Annotated in this window: 22 protein-coding genes; 4 read left to right on the forward strand and 18 right to left on the reverse strand. The window is 63.9% G+C overall.

All coding sequences use genetic code 11. The features are described from left to right. Window positions 1-28 precede the first annotated feature (28 nt). The 11 genes from KO538_RS16765 to KO538_RS16815 all read right to left on the reverse strand — a co-directional run bounded on the left by KO538_RS16765 (window position 29) and on the right by KO538_RS16815 (window position 7429). Window positions 29-277: a DUF3297 family protein gene (locus tag KO538_RS16765; protein WP_010398340.1), complete on the reverse strand. Its 249-nt coding sequence runs from the start codon at window positions 275-277 to the stop codon at window positions 29-31. Window positions 278-331: 54 nt separating this feature from the next. Further along, the gene (locus KO538_RS16770; protein WP_219329023.1) at window positions 332-1138 is read right to left on the reverse strand and encodes an OBAP family protein; all 807 of its coding nucleotides are present in this window, start codon (window positions 1136-1138) and stop codon (window positions 332-334) included. Between the two features lie 33 nt (window positions 1139-1171). Further along, window positions 1172-1486 (reverse strand): hypothetical protein, encoded by a 315-nt coding sequence (locus KO538_RS16775; protein ID WP_051990946.1) that lies wholly within the window; start codon window positions 1484-1486, stop codon window positions 1172-1174. A gap of 160 nt (window positions 1487-1646) precedes the next feature. Further along, the gene (locus KO538_RS16780) at window positions 1647-2048 is read right to left on the reverse strand and encodes a GFA family protein (protein ID WP_219329024.1); all 402 of its coding nucleotides are present in this window, start codon (window positions 2046-2048) and stop codon (window positions 1647-1649) included. 10 nt (window positions 2049-2058) lie between these two features. Next, window positions 2059-3831 carry an ABC transporter ATP-binding protein gene (locus tag KO538_RS16785; RefSeq protein WP_219329025.1) on the reverse strand — a complete coding sequence of 591 codons (1773 nt, stop codon included), beginning with the start codon at window positions 3829-3831 and terminating at the stop codon, window positions 2059-2061. Beyond that, entirely contained in the window at window positions 3828-4382 is a 555-nt protein-coding gene (locus KO538_RS16790) for a redoxin domain-containing protein (protein WP_219329026.1), read from the reverse strand. Before KO538_RS16790 ends, KO538_RS16785 begins: the two co-directional genes overlap by 4 nt. After that, window positions 4382-4897: a MauE/DoxX family redox-associated membrane protein gene (locus tag KO538_RS16795; RefSeq protein WP_219329027.1), complete on the reverse strand. Its 516-nt coding sequence runs from the start codon at window positions 4895-4897 to the stop codon at window positions 4382-4384. Before KO538_RS16795 ends, KO538_RS16790 begins: the two co-directional genes overlap by 1 nt. Continuing rightward, window positions 4891-5757: a hypothetical protein gene (locus KO538_RS16800; RefSeq protein WP_219329028.1), complete on the reverse strand. Its 867-nt coding sequence runs from the start codon at window positions 5755-5757 to the stop codon at window positions 4891-4893. The genes KO538_RS16795 and KO538_RS16800 overlap by 7 nt, the downstream gene beginning before the upstream one ends. After that, window positions 5739-6755: a RimK family alpha-L-glutamate ligase gene (locus tag KO538_RS16805; RefSeq protein ID WP_219329029.1), complete on the reverse strand. Its 1017-nt coding sequence runs from the start codon at window positions 6753-6755 to the stop codon at window positions 5739-5741. The genes KO538_RS16800 and KO538_RS16805 overlap by 19 nt, the downstream gene beginning before the upstream one ends. Before the next feature lie 66 nt (window positions 6756-6821). Beyond that, window positions 6822-7016: a hypothetical protein gene (locus tag KO538_RS16810; RefSeq protein ID WP_034748139.1), complete on the reverse strand. Its 195-nt coding sequence runs from the start codon at window positions 7014-7016 to the stop codon at window positions 6822-6824. Window positions 7017-7240: 224 nt separating this feature from the next. Then, window positions 7241-7429, reverse strand: coding sequence for a hypothetical protein (locus KO538_RS16815; RefSeq protein WP_034748143.1), 189 nt, complete (start codon window positions 7427-7429; stop codon window positions 7241-7243). A 299-nt stretch (window positions 7430-7728) separates the two neighbouring features. Here KO538_RS16815 and KO538_RS16820 point away from each other — a divergent pair, with 299 nt between their 5' ends. The 3 genes from KO538_RS16820 to KO538_RS16830 all read left to right on the forward strand — a co-directional run bounded on the left by KO538_RS16820 (window position 7729) and on the right by KO538_RS16830 (window position 9992). Further along, window positions 7729-8112, forward strand: coding sequence for a hypothetical protein (locus tag KO538_RS16820; RefSeq protein WP_219329030.1), 384 nt, complete (start codon window positions 7729-7731; stop codon window positions 8110-8112). Window positions 8113-8122: 10 nt separating this feature from the next. After that, the gene (locus tag KO538_RS16825) at window positions 8123-8461 is read left to right on the forward strand and encodes a hypothetical protein (protein ID WP_219329031.1); all 339 of its coding nucleotides are present in this window, start codon (window positions 8123-8125) and stop codon (window positions 8459-8461) included. Between the two features lie 85 nt (window positions 8462-8546). Beyond that, window positions 8547-9992: a serine hydrolase domain-containing protein gene (locus tag KO538_RS16830; RefSeq protein WP_219329032.1), complete on the forward strand. Its 1446-nt coding sequence runs from the start codon at window positions 8547-8549 to the stop codon at window positions 9990-9992. Here KO538_RS16830 and KO538_RS16835 read toward each other — a convergent pair. The 4 genes from KO538_RS16835 to lodA form a co-directional block, all read right to left on the reverse strand. Continuing rightward, window positions 9989-10564, reverse strand: a complete 576-nt coding sequence (locus KO538_RS16835; protein WP_219329033.1) for a type 1 glutamine amidotransferase family protein — start codon at window positions 10562-10564, stop codon at window positions 9989-9991. The genes KO538_RS16830 and KO538_RS16835 overlap by 4 nt on opposite strands. A 211-nt stretch (window positions 10565-10775) precedes the next feature. Further along, window positions 10776-11549 carry a ferredoxin--NADP reductase gene (locus tag KO538_RS16840; RefSeq protein ID WP_034748152.1) on the reverse strand — a complete coding sequence of 258 codons (774 nt, stop codon included), beginning with the start codon at window positions 11547-11549 and terminating at the stop codon, window positions 10776-10778. Between the two features lie 245 nt (window positions 11550-11794). Beyond that, window positions 11795-12910, reverse strand: coding sequence for an FAD-dependent oxidoreductase (locus tag KO538_RS16845; protein ID WP_219329034.1), 1116 nt, complete (start codon window positions 12908-12910; stop codon window positions 11795-11797). Then, complete coding sequence (lodA, locus tag KO538_RS16850; RefSeq protein WP_219329035.1) at window positions 12907-15117, reverse strand: CTQ-dependent lysine 6-oxidase LodA; 2211 nt, start codon at window positions 15115-15117, stop codon at window positions 12907-12909. The genes KO538_RS16845 and lodA overlap by 4 nt, the downstream gene beginning before the upstream one ends. Window positions 15118-15404: 287 nt before the next feature. Between lodA and KO538_RS16855 the strand changes: the two genes are divergently transcribed. Further along, window positions 15405-16910: an anion permease gene (locus KO538_RS16855; protein WP_219329135.1), complete on the forward strand. Its 1506-nt coding sequence runs from the start codon at window positions 15405-15407 to the stop codon at window positions 16908-16910. Window positions 16911-16938: 28 nt separating this feature from the next. On the opposite strand, the gene KO538_RS16860 is transcribed toward KO538_RS16855, so the two are convergent. Genes KO538_RS16860 through KO538_RS16870 form a run of 3 tightly spaced genes read right to left on the reverse strand, consistent with a single transcriptional unit; the run spans window position 16939 to window position 23508 of the window. Beyond that, window positions 16939-17313, reverse strand: coding sequence for a hypothetical protein (locus tag KO538_RS16860; protein ID WP_034748164.1), 375 nt, complete (start codon window positions 17311-17313; stop codon window positions 16939-16941). A gap of 19 nt (window positions 17314-17332) precedes the next feature. Beyond that, window positions 17333-19873: an EAL domain-containing protein gene (locus KO538_RS16865; protein ID WP_219329036.1), complete on the reverse strand. Its 2541-nt coding sequence runs from the start codon at window positions 19871-19873 to the stop codon at window positions 17333-17335. After that, window positions 19870-23508, reverse strand: coding sequence for a response regulator (locus KO538_RS16870; RefSeq protein WP_219329037.1), 3639 nt, complete (start codon window positions 23506-23508; stop codon window positions 19870-19872). The genes KO538_RS16865 and KO538_RS16870 overlap by 4 nt, the downstream gene beginning before the upstream one ends. Window positions 23509-23512 lie beyond the last annotated feature (4 nt).

Raw genomic sequence — 23512 nt, forward strand, 5'->3', positions numbered from 1 at the left:
CGGCCTCGATGGTCAGTACAAGTATTGCTTAACGGTAAAACGCTTCGACTTTGCCCTTGAGCTTGATCTGCAGCGGACGGCCGCGGCGGTCGAGCGACTTGGTGGAAGCGACCTTGATCCAGCGTTCGCTGATGCAATATTCTTCCACGTCAAGACGTTCCTTGTCGTTGAAGCGGATGCCGACGTCGTTCTCGAACACGGCTGCAACGTGATAAGGGCTGCTAGGGTCGATCGACAGGCGATCGGGCAATGGGGGTAAGGTGGTGGTATCGTTCATGGCCGTCATTATCGCCCAGAATGCGGTTACAGACAACGGCCTTTCGCGTGCCGGCTATCTGGCCGGACGCGAAATGGCGGGTTCGGCCGTGTGCGTGGAGGGTGACGGTAGTGATGAGGAACCGTGCTGCGTTCCCGTCGGGTCGGCCAGCTGAATGGTCGTGCCGTGCTGCCAGGCATCGGCACCGTCCATGATGGCTGGCGCGGCGATATCGGCCCGCTGGCGGCGTTTTTCGGCCGAATCGATGCGGAAACGGCGGTCGCGCGCGGCAACCATGGCGGCGTCGGCCTGGCCATCGTTTGTGAATCCCATCATCAGTTGCGGCACGCCCAGGGGCAAGGTCTTGTGTACATCCGTGTGCCACGTATGCCAGGTCTTGCCATACGTGGCGACGAGTTTTTGCATCAAGGCTTTTTCCGCCACGGCGGGAATGCCGGGGGCGATCAGCTGGCCTGATTTGACTTCATGCACGTGGCTGTGCCACAGCGCTTTTTCCGCCGCGGGCAAACCTTCGTACAGCCTGGCGCTGACGATGTATTCGACGCCCATCAGCTTGGCATCTTTGACATTGCCATCGTAGATCACGCACTGGATCAGCTCTTCATTGACGATGGCGCAATAATGGTGCGCTTCCATCTGGCCGCGCAGATTGCCATTATAGAAATGAAAACCGTCAAGATAGGCGTTCAGCGCCGCAATCGGCGGCCGGGCTTGCAATGCGTCGGCGCCCGCGTCCAGCACGCGCGTGGAGACCCCGGCCGGTGCGCCCGGAGCCTCCACGTTTGATGCCGTATTCCTGGCGCCGCAGGCGGCAAGGCCCATGGCCAGCCCGGCGCACAGCATGGCCGTCAGTGCTTTCATGTTGAGAAGGCGCCTCTGGCCATGTCCCCGGGATCAGGATTTGTCGTCATTCTTGTGGCTTTGACGTCCCGCTTCCACGTGCTGCTCATGCGTGCCGCCGCGCGTGCCGGTGCCGGAACCCGATTGCTGGCCCGACTGTTGGCCCGATTGCTGCGAGCCCGATTGCTTGTCGCCGTCATTCTTGTGGCTTTGGCGGCCTGCCTCGACGTGCTGCTCGTGCGTGCCGCCCTGGGTGCCGCCCGACGATTGGCGGGTGCCGGACTGTTTGTCCGACTGCTGGCTGCCCGATTGGCCCGATTGCTGTTTGTCCGATTGGCCGCCCGATTTGTCGTTGCTGTTCGAAGTCATGGTCATGTCCCCTATGGTTGGTTTGCGTAATCATCCGGTTCAACATTGGCTGCACCGTTGAGACCATTCTCGCTGCCTGCGTCGGGCTTAGCCATAGGGACACGACTTGTCGCCACGTAGGAAAACTCCGTGGTGGATGACAACCATTTCTAGATTGCTACTACAGATGCCGCGTTTCCTGCGGCGGCCTATTCCACTCGTCATGCCGGCCATCGACAAAGGTGACGGGCACTTGCGCCAGCTCGGCCGCCGATGCGTCATCGAGGCAGTTGACGCCGATGCCGACGAACGGGCCGCTGCGGGGCGAATCGCCGCGGCCAAACGGGCGCACGCCGCAATGGCGGCAAAAATAATGGCGCTCGCGGCGCTCGCCGAAGCGGTATTCGCTCAAGTCTGCTTCACCGGCCAGCAGGCGAAAATCCGCGGGCGGGACCAGGCTGGCCCAGCAGCGGATTTTCAGGCAGTAGGAACAGTTGCAGCGTAGGCTGGGGGCCGCCAGGTCGATCTCGGCCGCAAAGCGCACGGCGCCGCAGTGGCAACTGCCATGATAGGTTTTTTTCATCTGGCACACTTTACAGGGTTGCCGTACTGTCATGCAACTGCTGGAATTGCGACAGCTGCTGTTGCATCAGCCGCGCATACTGGCCGCCCGCGCGCAGCAGCTCGGCGTGCGTGCCTTGCTGGCAAATCCGGCCTTTCTCCATGACGATGATGCGGTCCGCCTTGACGATGGTGGAAAAGCGGTGGGCGATGATGATCGTGGTGCGCCCTTGCATCAAGGTATCGAGCGCGAGCTGCACCTGCTGTTCGCTGGCGGCGTCGAGCGCGCTCGTCGCTTCGTCCAGGATGAGGATTTTCGGCGCGCGCAGGATGGCGCGGGCAATCGCGATACGCTGCTTCTGTCCGCCGGACAATTGCACGCCCCGTTCGCCCACGAGGGTCTCGTAGCCGTCCGGAAAGGCTGCAATAAAATCGTGGGCATGCGCCAGGCGCGCCGCCGCCACCATCGCTTCGCGCGCCACGACCCGGTCCGGCACGGCAAAGGCGATATTGTCGGCGATGCTGCCGGAAAACAGGGCCGGCTCCTGCTCCACCACGGCCATCTGGCGCCGCAGCTGCGTCACGCCCAGCACGTGCGCATCGATGCCGTCGAACTGCAGGCTGCCCGCGTCTATCTGATAGTGGCCCAGCACCAGGCTGGCGATGGTGGACTTGCCCGCGCCCGAAGCGCCGACGAGGGCGATTTTTTCGCCCGCGCGGATGGACAGGCTGACGCCGTCGAGGGCCGTCACCTGCGTGCGTTCGGGATACGAAAAACGTACGTCGCGCAGCGCGATATGGCCGGCCAGCGGCGGCTGCGGCGCCGCCTCGGGCACGGCGCGGTGGCTGCGCAGGATCTCGAAGATGCGGTCGGTCGAGCCCATCGTGCGCATCCACGTGTTCCAGAATTCGCTGATGGAGCCGGCCGTGTCCGTCACCATGCTGGCATAGATGACAAAGGCCGTCAGCTCGCCCACGCTCAAGCGGCCCTGGCCGATCAGGTGGGCGCCGAAGCACAAGGTGGTCAGCAGGGCAACGAAGGCGAGCAAGCCCTGCGCGCCCTGGAACACGGCCAGCAGCCGCGTGCCGGCCAGGGACACGCCCAGCAGTTCGCGCATCGCTTGCGCGTAGCGCGCCATGGCGCCGCCTTGCTGGTTGAACGCCTGCACCAGGCGCGCATGGGCAAAGTATTCCTGCGCCACCTTGCCGCTGGCGGCCAGGGTGGCGGAAATGGCCCGCGCGCGCTGCCGGTAATTACTGCCTGATAACTTGCCCAGATACAGGCTGATGGGAATGAACAGGGCCAGCGGCAAGCTCAGCATGGGCGACAGATGCAGCAGCATGGCGATGCCGCCCAAAAACACGCACAGCGAGCGCAAGGCATTGGCCGCGCCGATCGTCAGGCTTTCATGCAGGGCCGACACGTCGGACGTGAGTCGGCTGTTCAGCTCGCCGCCATGGTGCTTGTCGAAAAAGGCGATGGGCTGGTTGATTACCACGTCGAACAAGCGCCGGCGCACGCCCATGACGATCATGTGGCCGCCCGATTGCAGCAGATAGAAGCGGGCGGCCGAGGCCAGCGCATACAGCAGGCTGAAGGCCAGCATGGCGGCCACCATGCCCGGCGTAACGCCGCGCCGCGTCAGTTCCGCCACGTTATCGATGAAATACGCGATGGCTTGCGGAAAGGCCAGCTGCGCACCCACGGTGAGGGCCATGCACAGCAGGCCGGCGGCGATGCGCCAGCGTACCGGGTACAGCAGGCGCAGGCGTTCCAGATGGGGGCCGATGTTTACATGGTTCATGCGGCGCGCTCCTGCGACGGTTCGGCGTTCAATTGTTCGGCCAGGGCCAGCCAGTCTTCATCGCCGATCAGGCCGGCCGCTTCCACCGTGCCCTCGTGATTGACGAACACATAGGAAGGCGAACTCATCAGCGGGTTCACGCACCGGTAATCGCGTAGCGTCAGCCGCGCCGTGGCTTCCCGCAAGATGCTACTGGGCAAAAAGGCGCGCAGCCGGCGGGCCGGTTCTTCACTGATCAGCCACAGGGCCAGGCCGGCGTCCCGCGCCAGCGGCAGCAGCTGTTCGATACCAGCCAGCTTTTCCGCGCATTTCGGACAACGGCTGGCCAAAAACAGCAGCACGGCCGCCTGGCCCGCGGCACCCGGCTGGAAACGCGCGCCGCCAGCCAGGGGACGGGCTTGCACTGCCGGCAGGGGCTCGCCCGGCACCAGCGCCGTGGGCGCGATGCGTTCGCGGCGGCTGGCGCGCAGCACGGCCAGGGTCAGCCAGATATTGCCGGCGACGGCAAAGGCCAGCGCTGCCAGCACAAGTTGCAAGGTCGTATCATCCATCAGCCTGCCTTTGCCAACGTGGCGATGTCGTGCAGGGAAATCACGGCCACGCAGACGATGGCCGCCAGTCCGGCGGCCAGGACCGAGGTGGCGACGGGCAAGGATGCCGTCTGCTCGGATGCGAAATAGGCGCCGTTGATGCCGACCGCCAGCACGTTGCGCAACAGGTCGTATTGCGACACGGGCCGCTCCGCTTCGCCAAAGCAGCTGCAGCGCACCACGCTGTGCGTAAAGTAGCGCCAGGCCAGGACGGCCGTGAGGGTACTCAGCAGCAGCAGTGACAGCAGCATGGGCAGCTGCGTGCCGCCCGCCAGCAGCCAGCCGGCCAGCAGCAGTTCCGCCGCCACCAGGGCCGGTGCGGCAACAGTGGCGACAGCGGGCGCCACGCCGAACGAGGTGGCCAGGTTGCCGCGAAAGTCCCCATAACTGCGCAGCTTGCCCACGCTGGCCGCCAGCAACAGCAAGGCGATCACATAGCGTGCGATATCGGACAAAAAGGCGAGTGCTGTCAGCATTGCGTGCTCCACAGCGGCGCAAAGCCGCCCGGACGCTGGCGCCGCAGCTGCACGCCGTCGCGCGACGCCAGCAGGGCATCGTTCCACGGCTCGTCGGGTGCGCTGCGCAGGGCGCCGCCTATGCTCGATTGCAACTGCGTCGAGATGGCCCAGCCCAGCCGTTCGGCATGGGCATCGCGGGCCATGTTCAAGCCCAGCTGGGCCAGCTCTTCGCGCGTCAGGGCATAGTTGTGCGAGTGGTACCCGGTCACCAGTTGCGCGACGATGGCGCGCCGCGCTTCTGGCGTGGCGTCGGGCAATTGCCAGGCCAGCAATTCCTCGCCGATCTGTGTCAGCTCCAGCGTGGTGCGATAGAAGGCCGTGAGGGAAGGGGGGAAGATGCTGCCGCACAGCAAGGACAGCGATTGCTGGCGCGCCTCGGCCGCATCGACGCCGAACCACTGCTGCGCCATGTCGCCGAAGACCTTGATGTCCAGGCTGGACATGGAGCCGCCGTCGGTGCCATCGAGCTGCGGGTCGATGGGCGAGAACAGGGCGAGGTCGCCGGCGATGATCTCATCGGCGCCCAGGGACAGCAAGGTGGCGGCCGACTGGCAGTGGAAGGGCACGATAAAGCTCAGGTGGCGCGCATGCTGGCGCAGCAGGATGGCGATGCGCCGCGCCGCGTTGACGATGCCGCCGCGGCCGTGCAGCACCACGTCGAGGCGCGCCACGGGGCCGATGCCCTGGCACAGTTCATACAGGGCGGGCAGCAGTTCCATGTCCAGGTGCGAGGCGGCCAGGACGATGGCACGGCTGTCGCGCGCCAGTTCCAGTTCGCGCAGCTGGACGGGGATCTGGTTCAGGTCTGGCTGCGGCATAAGGCTCCTTCGATCAGGGTAGTGGCCACGCTTTCCAGCAGGGGCAAGGCGGGCACCAGTTGTTGCACATACAAAAATTGACCGACAGGATTGTTTTCCAGGAAAACATATTCGCCTTCGGGCGTGACGATGAGGTCCAGCGCACCATACTCGAGGCCATAGCTGTGCACGAAAGCGAGGCAGCGCTGCCGTATGTCATCGGGCAAGGTTGCGGCTTCATAGCGGATGGGGGCCGACATGTCGCGCGAATCGATGGCCGTGCGCGCATCGTCCTGCGAATACAGGCGCGCGGCAAACAGTTGCTGGCCGATCACGGTGACCCGCAATTCATATTGCTTGACGATATATTCCTGGAATTGGCAGCTCAGTTCGCTGACGGCGTCCAGGCTGTCCTGCATGGCGTCGTCGTCGACGATGGTGGTGCCGATGCCGGTGCTGACCCTGTCAACGTCCTCGACGGCTTCGGCGGCCAGGCTCGGCGTGGACATGCTCTTGAAAATGATGGGGCCGCCGACGGTGGCGCGGAAAGCGCGCACGTCGTCGGGCACGTTGGTGATTACGGTGGCGGGCACGCGAAAACCCATGCGCGCGGCCCGCGCCAGCTGTTCGCCTTTCCATTGGGCGCCGCGCAGGGCCAGCGGATGGCTGAGCCAGTAGCAATCGAGACTGTACAGCACGCTGAAGATCGCTTGCTCCGTTTCCAGCTGGGCATAAGCGCGTTCCTGCGGGGTCAGGTCGGCGCTGACGTAGGCATAGTCGGCCGCCTTGCGCAGCCAGACGGCGCCTACTTGCTGCAAGTCAAGCCAGTCACCATCGGGCAAGCGACGCAGGCGCGCGCTGGCGCGGCCGTCCTGCAGGCGCTGGCACAGCTGGTAAGCGCGGGGAAAGGCGTCGAGATCGATACGGAAAGGGGCATGGCCGCGCTCGGCCAGGATAGGGGAAACCAGGTCGGCGTGCAGATCGCCGCTATGGCTGATAATCAATACCTTTTTATGCATTCAGGGGCCTGCGGGGAAGGAAAGTAAAAGGCCTTGCCGTGGCAAGGCCTTCAGTTGGCTAGGGCATCAGCAATACACGCCCGTATCGTTTGGGGAAAAACGCGAACTGTCGCGCAGATTGTAATCTTCCGGATCGCCGTAATACGTGCAGCCGGCCACGGCTACGCCATCGCGCACCTGCCATGGTTGCTTGACTTCCTTGTCTGCCTCTTTCTCCGCCAGTTTGAAAGCAAACAGCTTGGTTTGATTCTGTTTTTGCATTGTCATCCTCTTGTCGTGGTTAAGTGCCGCTTATTGAGTATCCAGTGGCGCCGGTTTTTAAATGCCGGATTTTAAAATTCTTCGTCGATAAAGAATCAGTTAATGTTGGTATTTATTATGAATGCCGCGCGCAGAAATATACTGCGCCGCAATTGGCGCCAGTTCATCAAGTCGGGATTGGAATAAAACCCCGCCAAGGGCGAGGTTCCAAGGTGCTGCGAAGATCAGCAATACTGGCCGCTATCGTTCGGCCTGAGTCGCGAAGAGTCGCGATATTGATCATGGGTGCCGACGGCGGTGCAGCCAGCCACGGCGACGCCGTCGCGCACTTTCCAGGCAGTTGCGGGCGCCGCCTGTTTTTGTACCTGTTTTTCAGCCAGTTTGAATGCGAACAATTTGGTTTGATTTTGCATTGTACTATCCTCTTGTGATGGTTAAGTACTGCTTGCACTGTATGCCATGGTCTATGGCCATTCGATATTAGCGCCGGAATAAATAAGCGTCAATTGAAAATCAATCGTATTCGCGATTATCTGTTTGGAATACTCACCAAATATCACGCGGTCCATTTATATTATTGCAGTGCGATAAATAATAAGGATGGCGTTTTAAATGAACGGCAATCGGTCTGATTATGGATGGCAAACGGATAGCCTAGGCGCGCGGCCACGCACTATAATGGCGCCTGTTGAATGGACAAGGCAGGAGCCACATGATGGAAATGGCAGTTACCGACAGCCTGCGTCAGCTGGCATATGCGCAAGCCGCAGCCTTCGTGCAGACGCTCGACGGGCGCGATCCTGTTGCGCTGCAACGCGACTGGGGCCTGTCGCCGGCCGTGGCCGACGAGATCATCGAAATGCTCGACAGCTATTTTGCGGCGGACCAGGCGCTGTCCCTGGCGCCGCTGGCGCAAGCTTTCGTACCGGGCAAGGGCGGCCGTCCCGCCGTCGACGTGTATGCCACCGAGGCGGGACCGCTGGGCCTGGAATGCCTGCTGCTGGCCGATGGCAAGCCCGGCGAAGCGATTTTGCACCTGGAAATGCCTGGCCACGATGGCGCGCTGCGCCTCCATTACCGCTACATCGGATCCTGAGAAAAAGATGATGAAGAACCTGACTGAACTGATCAGCGAAAAACAGCAGCGCATCTGCGACAAATTCGGCTTGCCGGCGCAGGTGCCCGAACCCATGGTGGCCCTGGCCATCGGCAGCCTGGCGCAGTCGCCCATCTACGGCACGCGCATCGAGCTCCCGGAAAACGGCACGATCAGCTGGTTTATCCATTGCGGTGAACACGACGACGCCAGCGGCTTTTACCAGCCCCTGCATGCGGAACACCTGCACGAGATGCTGCCGCAGGTGGTCGATTACCTGGCCTTGCCCAGCGGTGCCAAGTTCATTCTCGACCGGGAAGGGTACGAGGATGTGTGGCTGGACGAGTAACTTTCTGACTGGCAAGATTATCGTTGACGTTGACAAATAGGTATGGGATGCTGCGGTTCCGTTTTCTCTTGCCGAAAGCCGCATCGTGAAGCCATGCCTGCCGTCCGTCCTGCTCGTCATGGCGCTTGCCGCCAGCCCCACCAGCCATGCGCAGGCGTTCCCCGCAGAACATGATATTGCCACCTTCGTGCGCAGCGAAATGCAGGAGCGCCAGATTCCAGGGCTGCAACTGGCCGTGATACAGCATGGCAAGGTTGTGCTGAAGCGCAACTTCGGCCTGGCCAGTCTGCAATACCAGGTGCCCGTGACGGATACCAGCCTGTTTTCCATCAACTCGGCAACGAAAGCGTTTGCGGGCGTGGCCGTGATGCAGCTGGTGCAAGAGGGCAAGGTCGACCTGGCCGCACCGGTCGGCCAGTACCTGACAGACTTGCCTGTCGCCTGGCAAGCCGTGACGGTGACCCAATTACTCAACCATACCTCGGGCTTGCCCGACGTGCTGGACCAGCGCAGCGGCAAGCTCGTGGGGCCGCTGCCGGACGACGCCGATGCGGCGTGGACAGCCGTGCAGGCGCTGCCCGTGGAAGCCCCGCCAGGCCAGCGCTACCGCTACAACCAGACCAATTACGTCTTGCTGGCGCAATTGATCGAGCGCCAGGGCGGCCAGCCCTTTACCGCCTTCATCCAGCGCCGGCAGTTCGACGTGGCCGGCATGGGGCACAGCGGCTTTGGCGACGCGAAGGATGTGGTCGCCAACAAGGCCAGTTCCTACGTGCTGGACCGTAGCGGCAAGGGCTACCGCAACGTGATCGAAGACTTTCCCGTGTTCATGCGCGCCGGGGCCGGCATCAACAGCAATGCGGGCGAACTGGCCAACTGGCTCATCGCGCTGCAGTCGGGACGCTTGCTGGCGCCCGCCGGTGTGGAACGGCTGTGGCAGCCGACCAGCTTGAATGACGGCAAGCCGGCGCCGTGGGCGCTGGGCTGGCCCACCATCGGCCGCGATGGCCACCGCGCCGTGGCCGGCATCGGCGGTGGCCGCTCGGCCTTTTATGTGTATCCGAACGATGGCCTGGCCGTCATTATCCTCAGCAACCTGGCCGGCGGCCAGCCGGAACAGCTGATCGATACCGTCGCCGGCTTCTATCTTCCCGCCCTGCGCCAGCAGCGCGGCGGCGCGTTTGCCGCGCACTTGCTGCGCAAGCAGGCGGCCAGCGCCGGTTTCGATGGGCTGGACAAGAAACTGGCGGCCATCCTGCGCCAGCACGGCTTGCCGGAACCCACGGAAGACGACTTGAACGCCTGGGGCTACCGCCTGCTTGGGCGGCAGCAGCCGAAACAGGCCGTGGCCGTCTTCCAGCTGGGTGTGCAACTGTACCCGCAAGGGGCGAATGGCCACGACAGCCTGGCCGAAGCGTACGAGGCGGACGGCGCCACGGCGCTGGCCGTCACGCATTACCGCCGTTCGCTGGAACTGGACCCGGGCAACACGCACGCCGTGGCGCGCCTGCGCGTGCTCGGTGCCAACTAGCGGGCTGCCTGGCCGTGCTCGGCCCCGTGCATGGCCAGGTAAGCGGCCAGGTTGTCATCGGCGATGCCCAGGGCGCGCAAGACTTCCCTGGTGAAGGTGACAGGCGCCGTGCCCGCTGCCGTGATGACGCGCTGGTCGGCCACGGCCCACGGCACATCCTGGTACAGGGCCGCGCCCGCATAGCCCGTATCCGCCAGGTTATCGGCCGAATTCGAGGTGTGGCGCACGGTGTCGAGCACGCCCGCCTGCGCCAGCACGCGCGTGCCGTCGCAAATGCCGGCCAGCACCACGCCCTTGTCGCGGGCCGCGCGCAGCAGCGGGCCCAGGTCGGGCGCCTTGCCGCTTTGCCAGAAGCTGCCGCCACACACCATCAGCAAGTCGAGTTCGTCGAGCACGATCTCTTCGAGCGCCAGTTGCGGCGTGACCAGCATGCCGCCGGACGAGGTGACGGGCAAGCCGCCCGGCGTGGCGAACTGCGTGTAAAAGCCGTAGTAGAGCCGCGCCGTGGAATTGAGCAGGGCGGTTTCCCAATCGGCAAAGTTCTCGGTCAGAATGGTGATGGCACGTGTCATGAAAAGTCCTGTCGCAGGTGGAGAGATCAATAGTACTGGCTGGCTAGCCAGCGGGTGCCGAAATCATAATAAAAAGTACTGACAATTTCTGTCAGGAGCGCGCAGGAAATGATGGCACAAGTTGATGGCACAAGTTGCAATGAAAAAGCCCGGCGCCGCCGCAGGAAGCGGCGGGGCCGGGCCCCTGTATTTGCTGCGAGTTTGCTGCCGATTACTTCTCGGCGAACGCGCGCTCGACAACGAAGTCGCCAGGCGTCGAGGTATTGCCTTCCTTGAAGCCACGCGCTTCCAGCATTTCCTTCAGGTCGCGCAGCATGTCCGAGCTGCCGCAGATCATCACGCGGTCTTCGGCAGGGTTCAATGCCGGCACACCCAGATCTTCGGCCAGCTTGCCGTTCTCGATCAGTTCCGTGATGCGGCCCATGTTGCGGAAGTCTTCGCGCGTCACGGTCGGGTAGTAGCGCAGCTTGTCGCTGACCATTTCGCCCAGGAACTCATGCTTCGGCAAATGCTCTTCCAGCAAGTCGTGGTAAGCCAGTTCATCGACCTGGCGCACGCCGTGCACGAGGATCAGCTGGTCGAAACGCTCGTAGATGTCCGGATCGCGCACGATGCTGAGGAAAGGCGCCAGGCCCGTGCCCGTCGACAGCATGTACAGGCGCTTGCCTGGCAGCAGGTAATCGGAGACCAGGGTACCCGTCGGCTTGCGGCCGACGATGACGGTGTCGCCCACTTGCAAATGCTGCAAACGCGACGTCAATGGGCCGCCCGGCACCTTGATGCTGAAAAATTCCAGGTGGTCTTCGTAATTGGCGCTGGCGATACTGTAGGCGCGCAGCAATGGCTTGCCGTCGACGCGCAGGCCGATCATGGTGAAATGGCCATTCGAGAAACGCAGCGACGGGTCGCGCGTGGTGGTAAAGGAGAACAGGGTATCCGTCCAGTGGTGCACGCTTAAAACGCGCTCTTCATTCATCGAACTCATAGTATTTGTTGGCTGGTCAAAAAAATGGTTAGTTGCTGGCAACTGCTGGCAAAAGTGAAACCCTGTGTAGGCCCAGACGCTATTGTACCGGCCTCCACACGAAATTGTTACCGTCTATCGCCGCCATTGCTGCCGCACGCGGTGCCAACATTATAGTGCGAATGGCAAGGCGGGGCTGGAATTGGCCCGGAAACGGGCCGTGGACATGCGCTCTCTTGACCTGGCTCAGTTTTTTGCAGGGCGCGTCAAGAAGCGGCCCGGCGCTGCCAGAACGGCGCATCGCGCCAGCGCTGCTCGGCACCGTAGAAGCCGCGCCGCATCTGCAGATAGGTTTCAAACGCGGCGAAGACGCTGCGCCGGTAGCCGGCCGCCATGCCCCGCTCGCCGGCCAGATAAGCTTCCGCCACCCGCGCCGCATGGATGCCCGAGGCCATGGCCTGGCCGATGCCCAGCGACGAGATCGGGTCGAAGCAGGCGGCCGCGTCGCCCGCCGCCGTCCAGTTCTCGTCGGCCGGCAGCGACGCCACCCGGCTGTGGATGGCGTAATGGCGCAGGGCGCTCGGCGGGGGCAGGCGCGCGAGGATGTCGCCCACATGGCGCGTGCCCATGCCGGCCTCGCGCCAGGGCGCCGCTTCCTTCAGCCGCAGGCGCTTGAGGATGTCGGCATCCGTGATGAAGGCCAGCGCCACGCGCTCGCCCGGCAGGGGCGCGGCGTAATACCAGCCGTGCTGCGTCGTTTCCACCAGGGTGCGGTGCGGCAGGAATTGCGGCTCGTCCAGCTGATAATAAGCGTACAGCGCCACCAGCGAGTCTTCCGTGTGGATCGGACGCTTGCGCTGGCGCACGATGGCCGCCTGCTTGCCGCTGCAATCGATCAGGTAGCGGGCCGTCAGGTCCGTTTCCTGCCCCTCGCTCGCCACGCGCAGACGCCACGGGTCGCCGTGTTCGAGCTGCACCAGTTGCGCCGGGCGCAGCAACGCCACGCCCGCCAGGCGCGCCTGTTGGAGCAGGATGGCGTCATATTGCCGGCGGTCCAGGTGCAAGCCGTGGCCGTGGCTGCTGAAGACGGCTTCGCGCGACATCAGCTCCGCGCTGCCCCACGCGGCCGCGTGGGAAAACGCGGGCAGCTGGGCGCCGTCCAGCAGGTCGCGGCCCACGCCCAGAAAATCCAGCATCGAGAAGATGGACGACGATACCGTTTCGCCGGCCCGGTAATCGTCGAACAGCTGCTTTTCCAGCAAGGCGACGCGCAAGCCCGTGTAGCGGGCCAGGGTCAGGGCGGCGGCAGTGCCGGCGGCACCGCCGCCGACAATGACGACGTCGTAGTCGCGCGATGACGACGTGCTTGGCGTGACACTCAATGGGAAAACCGGCGCCGGTTGGCAGGCTGGATTTTCTTCGGCGTGTCGTGCACGGCCACTTGCGCGCCGCCAGTGGCAAACAGCTGCGATGCCTTCTCGGGCGCCGTCTGCGGATCCTCGTCCTTGAGGAACCAGGCGGGCAGGTAATTCGAATCGTCGCCCGTGATGAAGCTGCTGGCATTGCCGACCCCGACGCTGGCGGCCACGAACTTGGCGTGATTGCGCTCCTTCTCGACAAAGTACGGGTACTGGCGGCCCGACTCGGCATCCTGGTTCTGGTTCACGATGAAACCCAGGTAGTGCCATGAGCTGATCATCTGTGAAAAACTGTTCATGCCGCGGCTGTACATCACCTGCATGCCGGCCGGTACACCGGCAAGCGCCTGTTCTTCCTTGGTGGTGGCGCCGTTGATCACGTTCCACGGGCTTTGCGGCGGCCACCAGTAGGCGTAATAGGTGGGCGGCACGGGGATGAGCGTGTCGGGATTCTTGACGAGGTCCGGATTGTCGAAGTTGATCATCTGCACGGAACAGTCATAGAAGTCGGCCTGCCATGGGATGGCCATGCGCTTGGTCAGGTCGCCCGGTTCGCAGCCGGTGCCGACGGTCGGGTCGTTCCAGTCCAGCGGTTCGCACTCGTCGCGGCCCGCCGACAGGCCGTTTTTTGCGTAATCGGCATCCACGCGGTGCAGGATGGCGTACGGTTTCGCATAGATGATGGGATTGCGCACGCTCCACGTCACTTCGATGCCGGGGCACATGGGTTCGCCCACGCAATTGCCGATGGCCGCCTGATCGAGCGGGTCGATGCCGGGCAAGGCCAGGCCCGGCGCGTCGGCGGCGAATTTGCCGGCCGCCCATTGCTGCAGGGCAAAGTATTGCGTATCCGTCAGCACGGAAAACTTGCTGATGACGTTGTTGCGCACGGAATTGCTGCCCGAATTCAAGGGCACGAGAGGAATGCCGGCGGCGGGGTTCTCCGTGGTGGCTTCGCTGAACAATTGTCCGCCCTGGCCACCGGTGAATCCGGGCGCCTGTTCCTCCGTGCCGGGCCGGATGGCCGACGGCTTCCTGAAATAGCTGAAGAATTTTTCGCGCTGCGGCCGGTTCGCTTCCGACGCATCGGCCACGTCGAAGTTGGGACGGATGAAGGCCGTCATCGACGGCACCGTCGCCACCCACTGGTAATCGCCTATCCTGGCGAGGAAGGGCTGAATGTCCTGCCCGTAATTGACGACGTAGTCGGGGTTCCAGCCATCGCTGCCGCTCCAGCGGGCCGTGTCGTAGGCCTCGGGCAGCGCGTTCTTGTATTTGATGGCCATGTCGGCCACGACGTCATCCCAGGTGGAAATATTCACCAGCTCGGGCGCGAACTTCGGCGAGCCGATGACCACCCACGCTTTCAGTTCCACGGACGGGCTGCCATCCGTGAAATGGATGGTCGCGCTGACGGGGCCGTCGCCCACGTCGTCATTCCACGTGTCGCCGCCGCCAAAGCCCGTGATGCTTTCGGAGCCGCCCGCGCGGCCATAGGCGCCGATCACCAGCAGGTTGCCGCGCGAATCCGTGCGCATTTCACCGAGCGTGCGCACCGGATAGCCTTGCGTGATGGCGTGCGGATCGGGGAAGGACACATGCGCATAGGAACCGGCGCCATCCTTGTCGAAATGGGCCTTTCCCAGCGGCGCATCGAGTGTGCGCGGTCCCGGATCGACGATCAGTTTTTGCCGTGCCTCATCTCCCTTGACGGTGTCATTGCGCAGATTGGTCCAGGACGTGGGCGTCAGATTCCAGGCGGGCGGCGTCTTTTCCCAGGTTTCATAGCTGTTGTATGGGCCGAACATCAGGTCGCCCAGCAGGGGAATGAAGTTCCACCACGCTGCCTTCTTGTTTGCCACGTGCACCGTCCACTCGATCTTGGCAATGTTCGGGTCCTGCAGGTCGACGAGGACTTTTTCGCCGGGACGTCCCGCCACGGACTTGTAGATGCGGAAGCTGGCTGCCTGGCGCCGCACGCGGCCGGCCGCATCCTTGAATTGGGCAACGCGGACCGGCTTGCCATCAACAAGCAGCGGATCGTTGTTGCTGTCGACTTCGATCGGCAGCCCGCCGATCGTTTCCGGCGCCAGATAAAACGAATCATGGCTGTTGCCCACGCGGGCAACGCCGATCGATGGATGTATCGAGTACTGTTCCGTGCTATTCATCAAGTTTTCCCCTGAAAGGTTGGCAATCCTGGTGGCATATCTGGCGGCAGCTACGGGGAAAGATACAGAGAAAAATTGACAAAAAAGTCACCCATTGTCACTGCTCAACAATATTTACCGGCACTCTGATACCGCTCAAGTCAACGATTCGGAAATTTCCTGGCACGCGCAGGCGTAACGGAGCAGGGTAGTGGCGCATGAGCTTGTATGATGTTGCTAAAAAGAATTATCACCAATCCACGCGGGCGACCGCCCGCCAGGATGCCTGTCCAGCAAAGGAAATCATGATGTATAAAACAGTGCGCGACCTGTTCCTGCATTTCAAGGAAGCCGTCCCATTCCGCCTCGTCCCCGCCCTGATCTGCACGGCCTTGCTGGTGAGCATGCTCTTGCTGCCGGCGCCCGATGGCTTGACGCCCAAGGCCTGGGGCCTGGTAGCGATTTTCCTCACCACGATTCTGGCGATCATCCTGAAAGTCATGCCGATCGGCGTGATGGCCATGATGGCCATCGTCATCGTGTCCTTGTCGCAAGTGACGTCGACCTCGTCCAAGGGCGCCATCACGGATGCGCTCAGCAGTTTTTCGAATCCCTTGATCTGGCTGATCGTTGTGGCGATCCTGATTTCGCGCGGCCTGAAAAAGACGGGGCTGGGCAGCCGCATCGGCCTGCTGTTCATCTCGCTGCTGGGCAAGCGCACCATGGGCATCGGCTACGGCCTGGCCATCTGCGAACTGGTGCTGGCGCCATTTACGCCAAGTAACACGGCGCGCGGCGGCGGCATCGTCCACCCCGTCATGAAGTCGATCGCCAATGCCTTCGATTCGGACCCGGCCAAGGGCACGGAAAAGAAGGTCGGCACCTACTTGGCCCTCGTCAACTACCACGCCAACCCGATCACCTCGGCCATGTTCCTGACGGCCACGGCACCCAACCCGCTCGTGGTCGACTTCGTGGCCAAGGCCAGCGGCCAGAGTTTCCACCTGACGTGGACCACCTGGGCCCTGTGCATGCTGCTGCCGGGCCTCGTCTGCCTGCTGGTGATGCCCCTGATTATCTACTGGCTGTCGCCACCGGAACTCAAAGCCACGCCCGACGCCGTCACCTACGCCAAGGCGGAACTGAAAGGCATGGGTCCGCTGTCGCCGTCGGAAAAAGTCATGCTGGGCACCTTCGCCCTGTTGTTATTACTTTGGGCCAACGTGCCGGCCATGCTGTTCGGCCCCGCGTTTTCGCTCGATGCGACGGTGGTGGCCTTTGTCGGCTTGTTCGTGCTGATCATTACCGGCACCATCGACTGGGATGATGTGCTGTCGGAAAAGAGCGCCTGGGACACTTTGGTGTGGTTCGGCGCGCTCGTCATGATGGCCGAGCAGCTGAACAAGACGGGCGTGATCGCCTGGTTCTCGGCCGGCATGAAGGCGGCCATCGTCGCCAGCGGCATGGACTGGCTGCCGATCGCCGGCGTCCTGGTGCTGGTATTCGTTTTTTCGCATTACTTCTTCGCCAGCACGACGGCCCACATCAGCGCCATGCTGCTGGCCTTCCTGACGGTGGGCCTGCACCTGATCCCGGCCGAATACCACGTGCCCTTCATGCTCATGATGACGGCCGGCTCGGCCATCATGATGACCCTGACCCACTACGCGACGGGCACCTCGCCCATCATCTTCGGCAGCGGCTTCGTGACGATGGGCAACTGGTGGCGGGTCGGCTTCATCATGTGCGTGATCGAATTGCTGATCTTTGCCGTCGTCGGCACGACGTGGTGGAAGGTGCTGGGTTACTGGTAATACCAGCGGCCAGCAGTCAGCTGCCTCGTCACGGCAGCTGGCCGCGCACGACGTGCAGCAGATACTCGCGCGCGGCGGTCCGTTCCATGCCTTTTTCCATCAGCGGCGGCAACAGGCGCTCAAACAGCTGGCGCCGCTGCAGCGATGCCTCGGAAGTGTCGCGCCGGTCTGAAAAGAAATCCATCAGGGTCGAGCCGCACAGGCAGTTGCGGTAGACCTCGACGATGGCCACGTTGTTGTCGTCGAAGCTTTGTTTCAGCCCCGAGACGTTCTGGCGCATCGATTGCGTCTGCAAAATGAAATCGTCCGCCGTGGCGAATTCGCGCCCGCAGCAGGCGCAATGCTTGGGGAAGGCGGCTTCGGCCAGCGCGCGCAAGCCTTCGAAGAACAGCTGATCCTGCATGGCGGCTCCTGGTGGCGCGCTAGGCGGCACGGTTGCTGATCTCGATACCATGCGGACCGACCGGTGGCCGCTGCACGCCCGATTCGAAGCGCACGAAGGCTTCGCGCAAATGGTCTTTCAGCAAGGTCTCGTCCCAGGGCTTGGTGATGAACTTGTACACCGAGCCCTCGTTGATGGCCGCCGTGACCGAATGCAGTTCCGGGTAGCCGGACAGCATCACGCGCACGATTTCCGGGTAGATACCCTTGATGCGGCGCAAGAGCTCGTTGCCGGACATGCCCGGCATGCGCGCATCCGTGAGGATCACGCCCACGGCATGGGCGGCCACCAGTTCCAAGGCTTCCTGCGGCTTGCTGGTGCTGAGTATCTGGTAACCCTCCTTGCGCAGCGAGCGGCGCAGGGCGGACAGGATGTGCTCTTCGTCGTCCACCAGCAGCAGCACGCGCTGCGGCGTTTCGGCATGGCAGCTGTCGGGCGGCAAATGGGTGCCCGCATGCAACATCAGATCCATCTCGGCGCCGGGCAGCGGGCGGCTGAAATAATAGCCCTGCATGGCGTCGCACTGGTTGGTATTGAGAAATCCCAATTGTCCCTCCGTTTCCACGCCCTCGGCCACCGTCGTCATGTGCAGCGACTTGGCCATGGCGATGATGGAGCGGGTCAGCGACGCGCCATCCACGCTGTCGGTCACGTCGCGGATGAACGATTGATCGATCTTGACGACGTCGATGGGGAACTGCTTGAGGTAGGAAAGGCTCGAATAGCCGGTGCCGAAGTCGTCCAGCGACAAGGTCACGCCGATTTCCTTCAATTCTTCCAGCGCCTTCACCACGAGGTCGCGGTTCTGCATCAGCACGCTTTCCGTCAGCTCCAGCTCCAGGCAGTGGGCCGGCACGCCGCTGTCGGCCAGCACTTCGCGCACCAGTTGCGGCATGTCGACCTGGCGGAACTGGCGCGCCGACACGTTGACGGCTATCGTCAGGTGCGTAAAGCCGTAGGCATGCCAGACGCCCAGCTGCGCGCACGCCGTGCGCAGCACCCATTCGCCGATGGGCACGATCATGCCCGTTTCCTCGGCCAGGGGGATGAAGCGGTCCGGCGGCACCAGGCCGATGCCGTCGCGGCGCCAGCGCAGCAGCGCTTCCATGCCATAGATCTTGCCGCTGGTAAGGTCGACCTTGGGCTGGTAGTGCAATTCCAGCTCGCCCAGCGCCAGCGCCTGGTGCAGCGCGTGTTCGATTTCGGCCCGTTCCTCCACCAGCACGCCCATCTTGTGATTGTAGAACTGGTAGCCGTTGCGGCCCTTGTCCTTGGCGCTGTAGAGGGCCGCATCGGCCGTCTTGAGCAGCATGTCGCCGCTGTCGCCGTCGGATGGAAACACGCTGGCGCCGATGCTGGTGCTCACGTGCAGGGTATGTTCGCCCAGGACGAAAGGATCGGAGAACACCGCCAGCACCTTTTTCACGATCTGTTCGGCCGTCTCGATGTCGGGCAGGTCGGTCAGCAGGATGACGAACTCGTCGCCGCCCTGGCGGGCCACGGTGTCGCCCTCGCGCACGGCCAGCTTCAGCCTGCGGGCCACTTCCCGCAGCAGCGCGTCGCCCACGGGGTGGCCATAGCTGTCGTTGACGAACTTGAAACGGTCGAGGTCCATCATCAGGGTGGCCAGGTGCAAGCGGGTGCGGCGGGCATGGGCGATGGCCTGGCCGATGCGGTCGTTCAGCAATTGCCTGTTGGGCAAGTCCGTCAGCGCGTCGTGGTTGGCCAGGTATTCAATGCGCAATTCCTGCAGCTTGCGGTCCGTGATGTCCTGCACGGTACCGCGCATCAAGAGCACTTCGCGGCCTTCGCGCACGGCTTCGGCCTGGTGAAAGACGATGCACTCGCCGCCGTCCGGCCGCAGCACCTTGTGTTCGAGGCCATAGCTGGTGCCGCTCGCATGCAGCTCCATGAAGGCATCGAGCAGCAGGGGCCGCTGGTCTTCCGGCAGGCACTGCAGCAGGCGGTCGAAGCTGGTGGGGCCCGCATCGGCATCCAGGCCCAGGATGCGCAACAGCTCCGGCGACCAGTAGCCGTCGCCGCCGGCGATCCGGCATTCCCAGTTGCCGAGGCGGGCCAGCGCCTGCGCGTGGTTGAGGCTTTCCTGGATACGGCTCAATTCGGTGAGCGCGCTGCTGGCCCGCAGCAGGTAGCGCAGCCGGTGCGCCAGCAGCCGCCATTGCATCGGCTTGGAAATGAAATCGCTGGCGCCCGCTTCCAGCGCCTGCTTGATGGAGTCGTCGTCGTCGTTGCCGGTCAGCACGACGATGGGCACGTGCGCGCCGCCGGGCAGACGGCGCAGCTGCTGGCAGCATTCGAAGCCGCTCATGCCGGGCATGGCGACGTCGAGCAGGATCAGGTCGGGCACGCCGCGCTGGAAGGCGGCCAGCGCTTCCAGGCCGCTGGTCGCTTCCTCGATGCGGAAGCCTTCCGGCTCCAGCGCTTCCGTCACGAGGATACGCGTCATGGTGTCGTCGTCGACCACCAGGACCAGTGCTTGCGGGGGCAGTGCGGTATTCATATGGCTTCCTTCTCAATGGCCAGGGCGGCGAGGACACGGTCGAGCTCTTGCTGGATGCCGCGGATATGGTGTAGTGCGCTGCCGACGTCATTGCCGCGCGCGTATTGTTCGATTTCACGGCAGGTGGCCGACAAGCCCAGCGCGCCCACGTTGGCGCAGCTCGACTTGAGCGTATGCGCCGCCAGCTGCAGGGCCGCGGCATCGCTGGCTTCGGCGGCCACTTCCAGCTGGCCCAGCAGGCGCGGGGCGTCGCTGTAGAACAGGTCGATGATGCGCCCCAGCACGTCGGGACGGCCGGGACGCCGCATGGCGCGCAGGTTTTGCAGGGCGGCGGGGTCGAGGATGGCGGCTGATTCCACCGGCGCCACCTCCGTGGTTACTGTAGGCGTTTCCGCGGCAGGCGACGGACGCCAGCGGGCCAGGACTTCCAGCAGGGCGGCGCGCGTGTACGGCTTGGCCAGGTAGTCGTCCATGCCCGCGTCCAGGCACAGTTCGCGGTCGCCGAGGATGGCGTTGGCCGTCAGGGCAATGATGGGCGTGCGGCCTCGGCCTTGCTCGGTTTCCATGCGGCGCAAGCGCCGGGTCGCTTCAAAACCATCCATTTCCGGCATCTGGCAATCCATCAGGATCACGTCGAACGGGTAGCGCTCCCACAGGGCCAGCGCGCGCGCGCCGTTGTCGGCCGGCGTCGCTTCGTAGCCGCTGTCTTCCAGCATGGCCAGGGCGATTTCCTGGTTGATCGCGTTGTCTTCCACCAGCAGCATGCGCAGCGGCGCCTGGCCTGCGGCCGCGCTTTCCGCTGGAGCGGGCAGGGCAGGCATGGCAGCACTCGTTGGCGCCAGGGTGCCGTAGCCGCAGACAGCTTCGATGCAGTGGCGCAGTTCCATCGCCCGCACGGGCTTGGTCAGGCAGTATTCCACGCCCAGCGCCGTCAGCTGGCGCAGCTCGGCCGAGGCGTCCAGCGAACTGAGCATGATAATTTTCAGGGCCGCCATGCCGGCGTCGGCCTTGATCGCGCGCACCAGCTCGGCGCCATCCATGACGGGCATGCGCATATCGATGATGGCCAGGTCGAACGGGCGCCCGCCGCGCAGCGCGGCTTGCAGCAGGTCCAGCGCTTCGGCGCCGTCGGCGGCGCTGGCGGCGGCCATCTGCCACTCGATCGCGTGCTGCAGCAGGATGCTGCGGTTGGTGGCATGGTCGTCCACGATCAGCACGTTCAAGGCGGCCAGCGACACGCGCGGCGGCGCCGCCGGCGGCGCGTCTTCTGGCGCCACGATGCCCACGGCGATGGTGACGGCGAAGCTGGAACCCTGGCCCGCCACGGATTTCAGCACGATGTTGCCATCCATCATTTCCGCCAGCTGCTTGATGATGGCCAGGCCCAGTCCCGTGCCGCCGTATTTGCGCGAAGTGGTGCTGTCGGCCTGGCGGAACGGCTGGAAGACGGCCGCTGCCGCTTCCGGCGCCATGCCGATGCCCGTGTCGCGCACTTCCAGACGGATCTGGCCGGCGGCGGGGCAGCTGACATCGACGGAAATCTCGCCCCGTTCCGTGAACTTGGTGGCGTTATTGAGCAGGTTGGTGAGGATCTGGCGCAGCCGCACGGGGTCGCCGCGCACGTGCTGCGGCACGTCGGAGGCGATGCGGCAGGTAAATTCGATGGCCTTGCGCTGGATGCCGTTGGCAAACAGCGCCACCACATCGTCGATCACCTGGCGCAGGTCGAACGGGATATGTTCGAGCACCAGCTTGCCCGCCTCGATCTTGGAAAAGTCGAGGATGTCGTCGATGATGCTCAGCAGGCTTTCGCCCGAGCGGTGCACCGTGTGCACGAAACGCTGCTGCTTGGGGCTCAGTTCCGTACGCTGCAGCAATTCCGTCATGCCCAGCACGCCATTCATCGGTGTGCGGATCTCGTGGCTCATCTTGGCCAGGAATTCCGACTTGGCGCGGTTGGCGGCGTCGGCCTCGGCCTTGGCCTGCTTGAGCGCCAGGTCGCGCTGTTCCACGTGCTCGAGCATGCCGTTGAAGCCCTTGATCAATTGCCCCAGTTCATCGCTGCCATGCTGCGCCACGCGCACCGACAGCGCCTTGCCGCCGCGGATATGGGCAATCGCATGGGACAGGTGCGCCAGCGGCCTGGCGATAGACGCGCTGATCAGCCCCGTGATGGCCACGCAGGCCAGCAGCAGCACCAGCGCGATGCCGAGGATCAGCATGAAGGCATGGCGCACGCCATCGCGCACCTGGGTCACGGCGTCCTGCTGCTGCCCCGTGATGCGCGCCACCTGCTGCGCGGAATGGGCGGCCTGTTCGCGTTCGAAAGCGCGTACGTGGTCGATGGCCTCGCCCAGCGCCGCCTGGCTGTCCAGCACGCTGCCCTTGGCTTGCACCAGCCGCTGCCCCGACCGTTCCACCGCGTCCAGGTAGGTGTCGACGCTGCGCGTTTCGGCCAGCAAGCCCAGCTGGCCTATGCTTTGCAGCAAGGTCTGCATGGTGCCCATGTCGCGGTGCAGTGCGCCGATGTGCAGCGCGATATCGGCGCCCAGGCGCGTGACGTCGCCGGCGGCCGTGGCGAGCATGACTTCGCCCACGTCGATGCTGATGGCGTCGACGGCCAGGTTGATTTCGCCGCTGGCGTCCTCGATGCGGGCCGAGGTGCGCATGTAGCGGTTGGCCTGCGCCAACCGGTCGCGTCCGATGGCCAGCTGCAGTTCGATGGGATCGAGTTCCTCGGCCAGGCGCAGGAGAGCGGTGGCCAGGGTGGCGCTGACTTGCTCCTTGAGCGCGGCATAGTGCACCTGCTGCGCCGCGCTGGCGCCGGCCTCGGCCAGCAGCCCTGCGCGCAAGGCCAGCAAGCCGGCGGCGGGATCGAGCATCTGGCGCGCCGTGGCCAGCAGTGTCGTTCGCAGCGCCTGCTGGGCGGGGCTGATGTCGCGCTCGCCGCTTCCCTGCAGATGGGCGACGGCCGCCGTCAGCCGTTCGCGCAAGGGTGCGATGCGGAAGCGGTTCTTCACGGCCTCCGTCTCGGCCAGCGCAATCTGCATGTCGAGGATGCTCTTGCGCAAGTCGGTCAGGTAGCGCGCGTTCTCGTTCAGGCGCTGGCTTTGCAGCTGCACTTCGGCTGCCGTCGCCTGTGCCTGGCTGTCGACCAGGCGGATCTTGCCGCGCGCGGCCTTGGCGGCGGCCTTGATCTGCGCCAGGACCTGGCCCATCTCCATCGCCTGCGCCTTGTAGTAGGCCTCGTTTTCCAGGCGCTTGCGCACGGCGACGCGCATGCGCTGGAATTCCTGTTCGAAGGCCGCGTGATAGCGGGCCGCCTGCGGCTCGCCGTGGCGCCGCAATTCATTGCGGATGCTCTCGGCGGCCTGGATATTGGCGACGATCTTGTCCGACACCTGTTCCAGCTGCGCCAGGTCTTCCGCCTTGCCCAGCTCGAAAAAGTCCGACGCCATGTCCTGCACGGTGTAGCGCAGGCGCAACACGTCCGTGTACAGCGGCACGGTCCGGTCGGTCAAGCCATGCACATGGGTTTCGATGCCTTTCACCAGCAGCAGGCTGGCCGCCGCCATGGCCGCCACGCCCGCCAGCAGGACGCTGGTACTGATGATCAGCTTGGTCCTGATTTTCATGCCT

This window comes from Janthinobacterium sp. NKUCC08_JDC (assembly GCF_019345575.1).
Taxonomy (GTDB): Bacteria; Pseudomonadota; Gammaproteobacteria; order Burkholderiales; family Burkholderiaceae_D; genus Janthinobacterium; species Janthinobacterium aestuarii.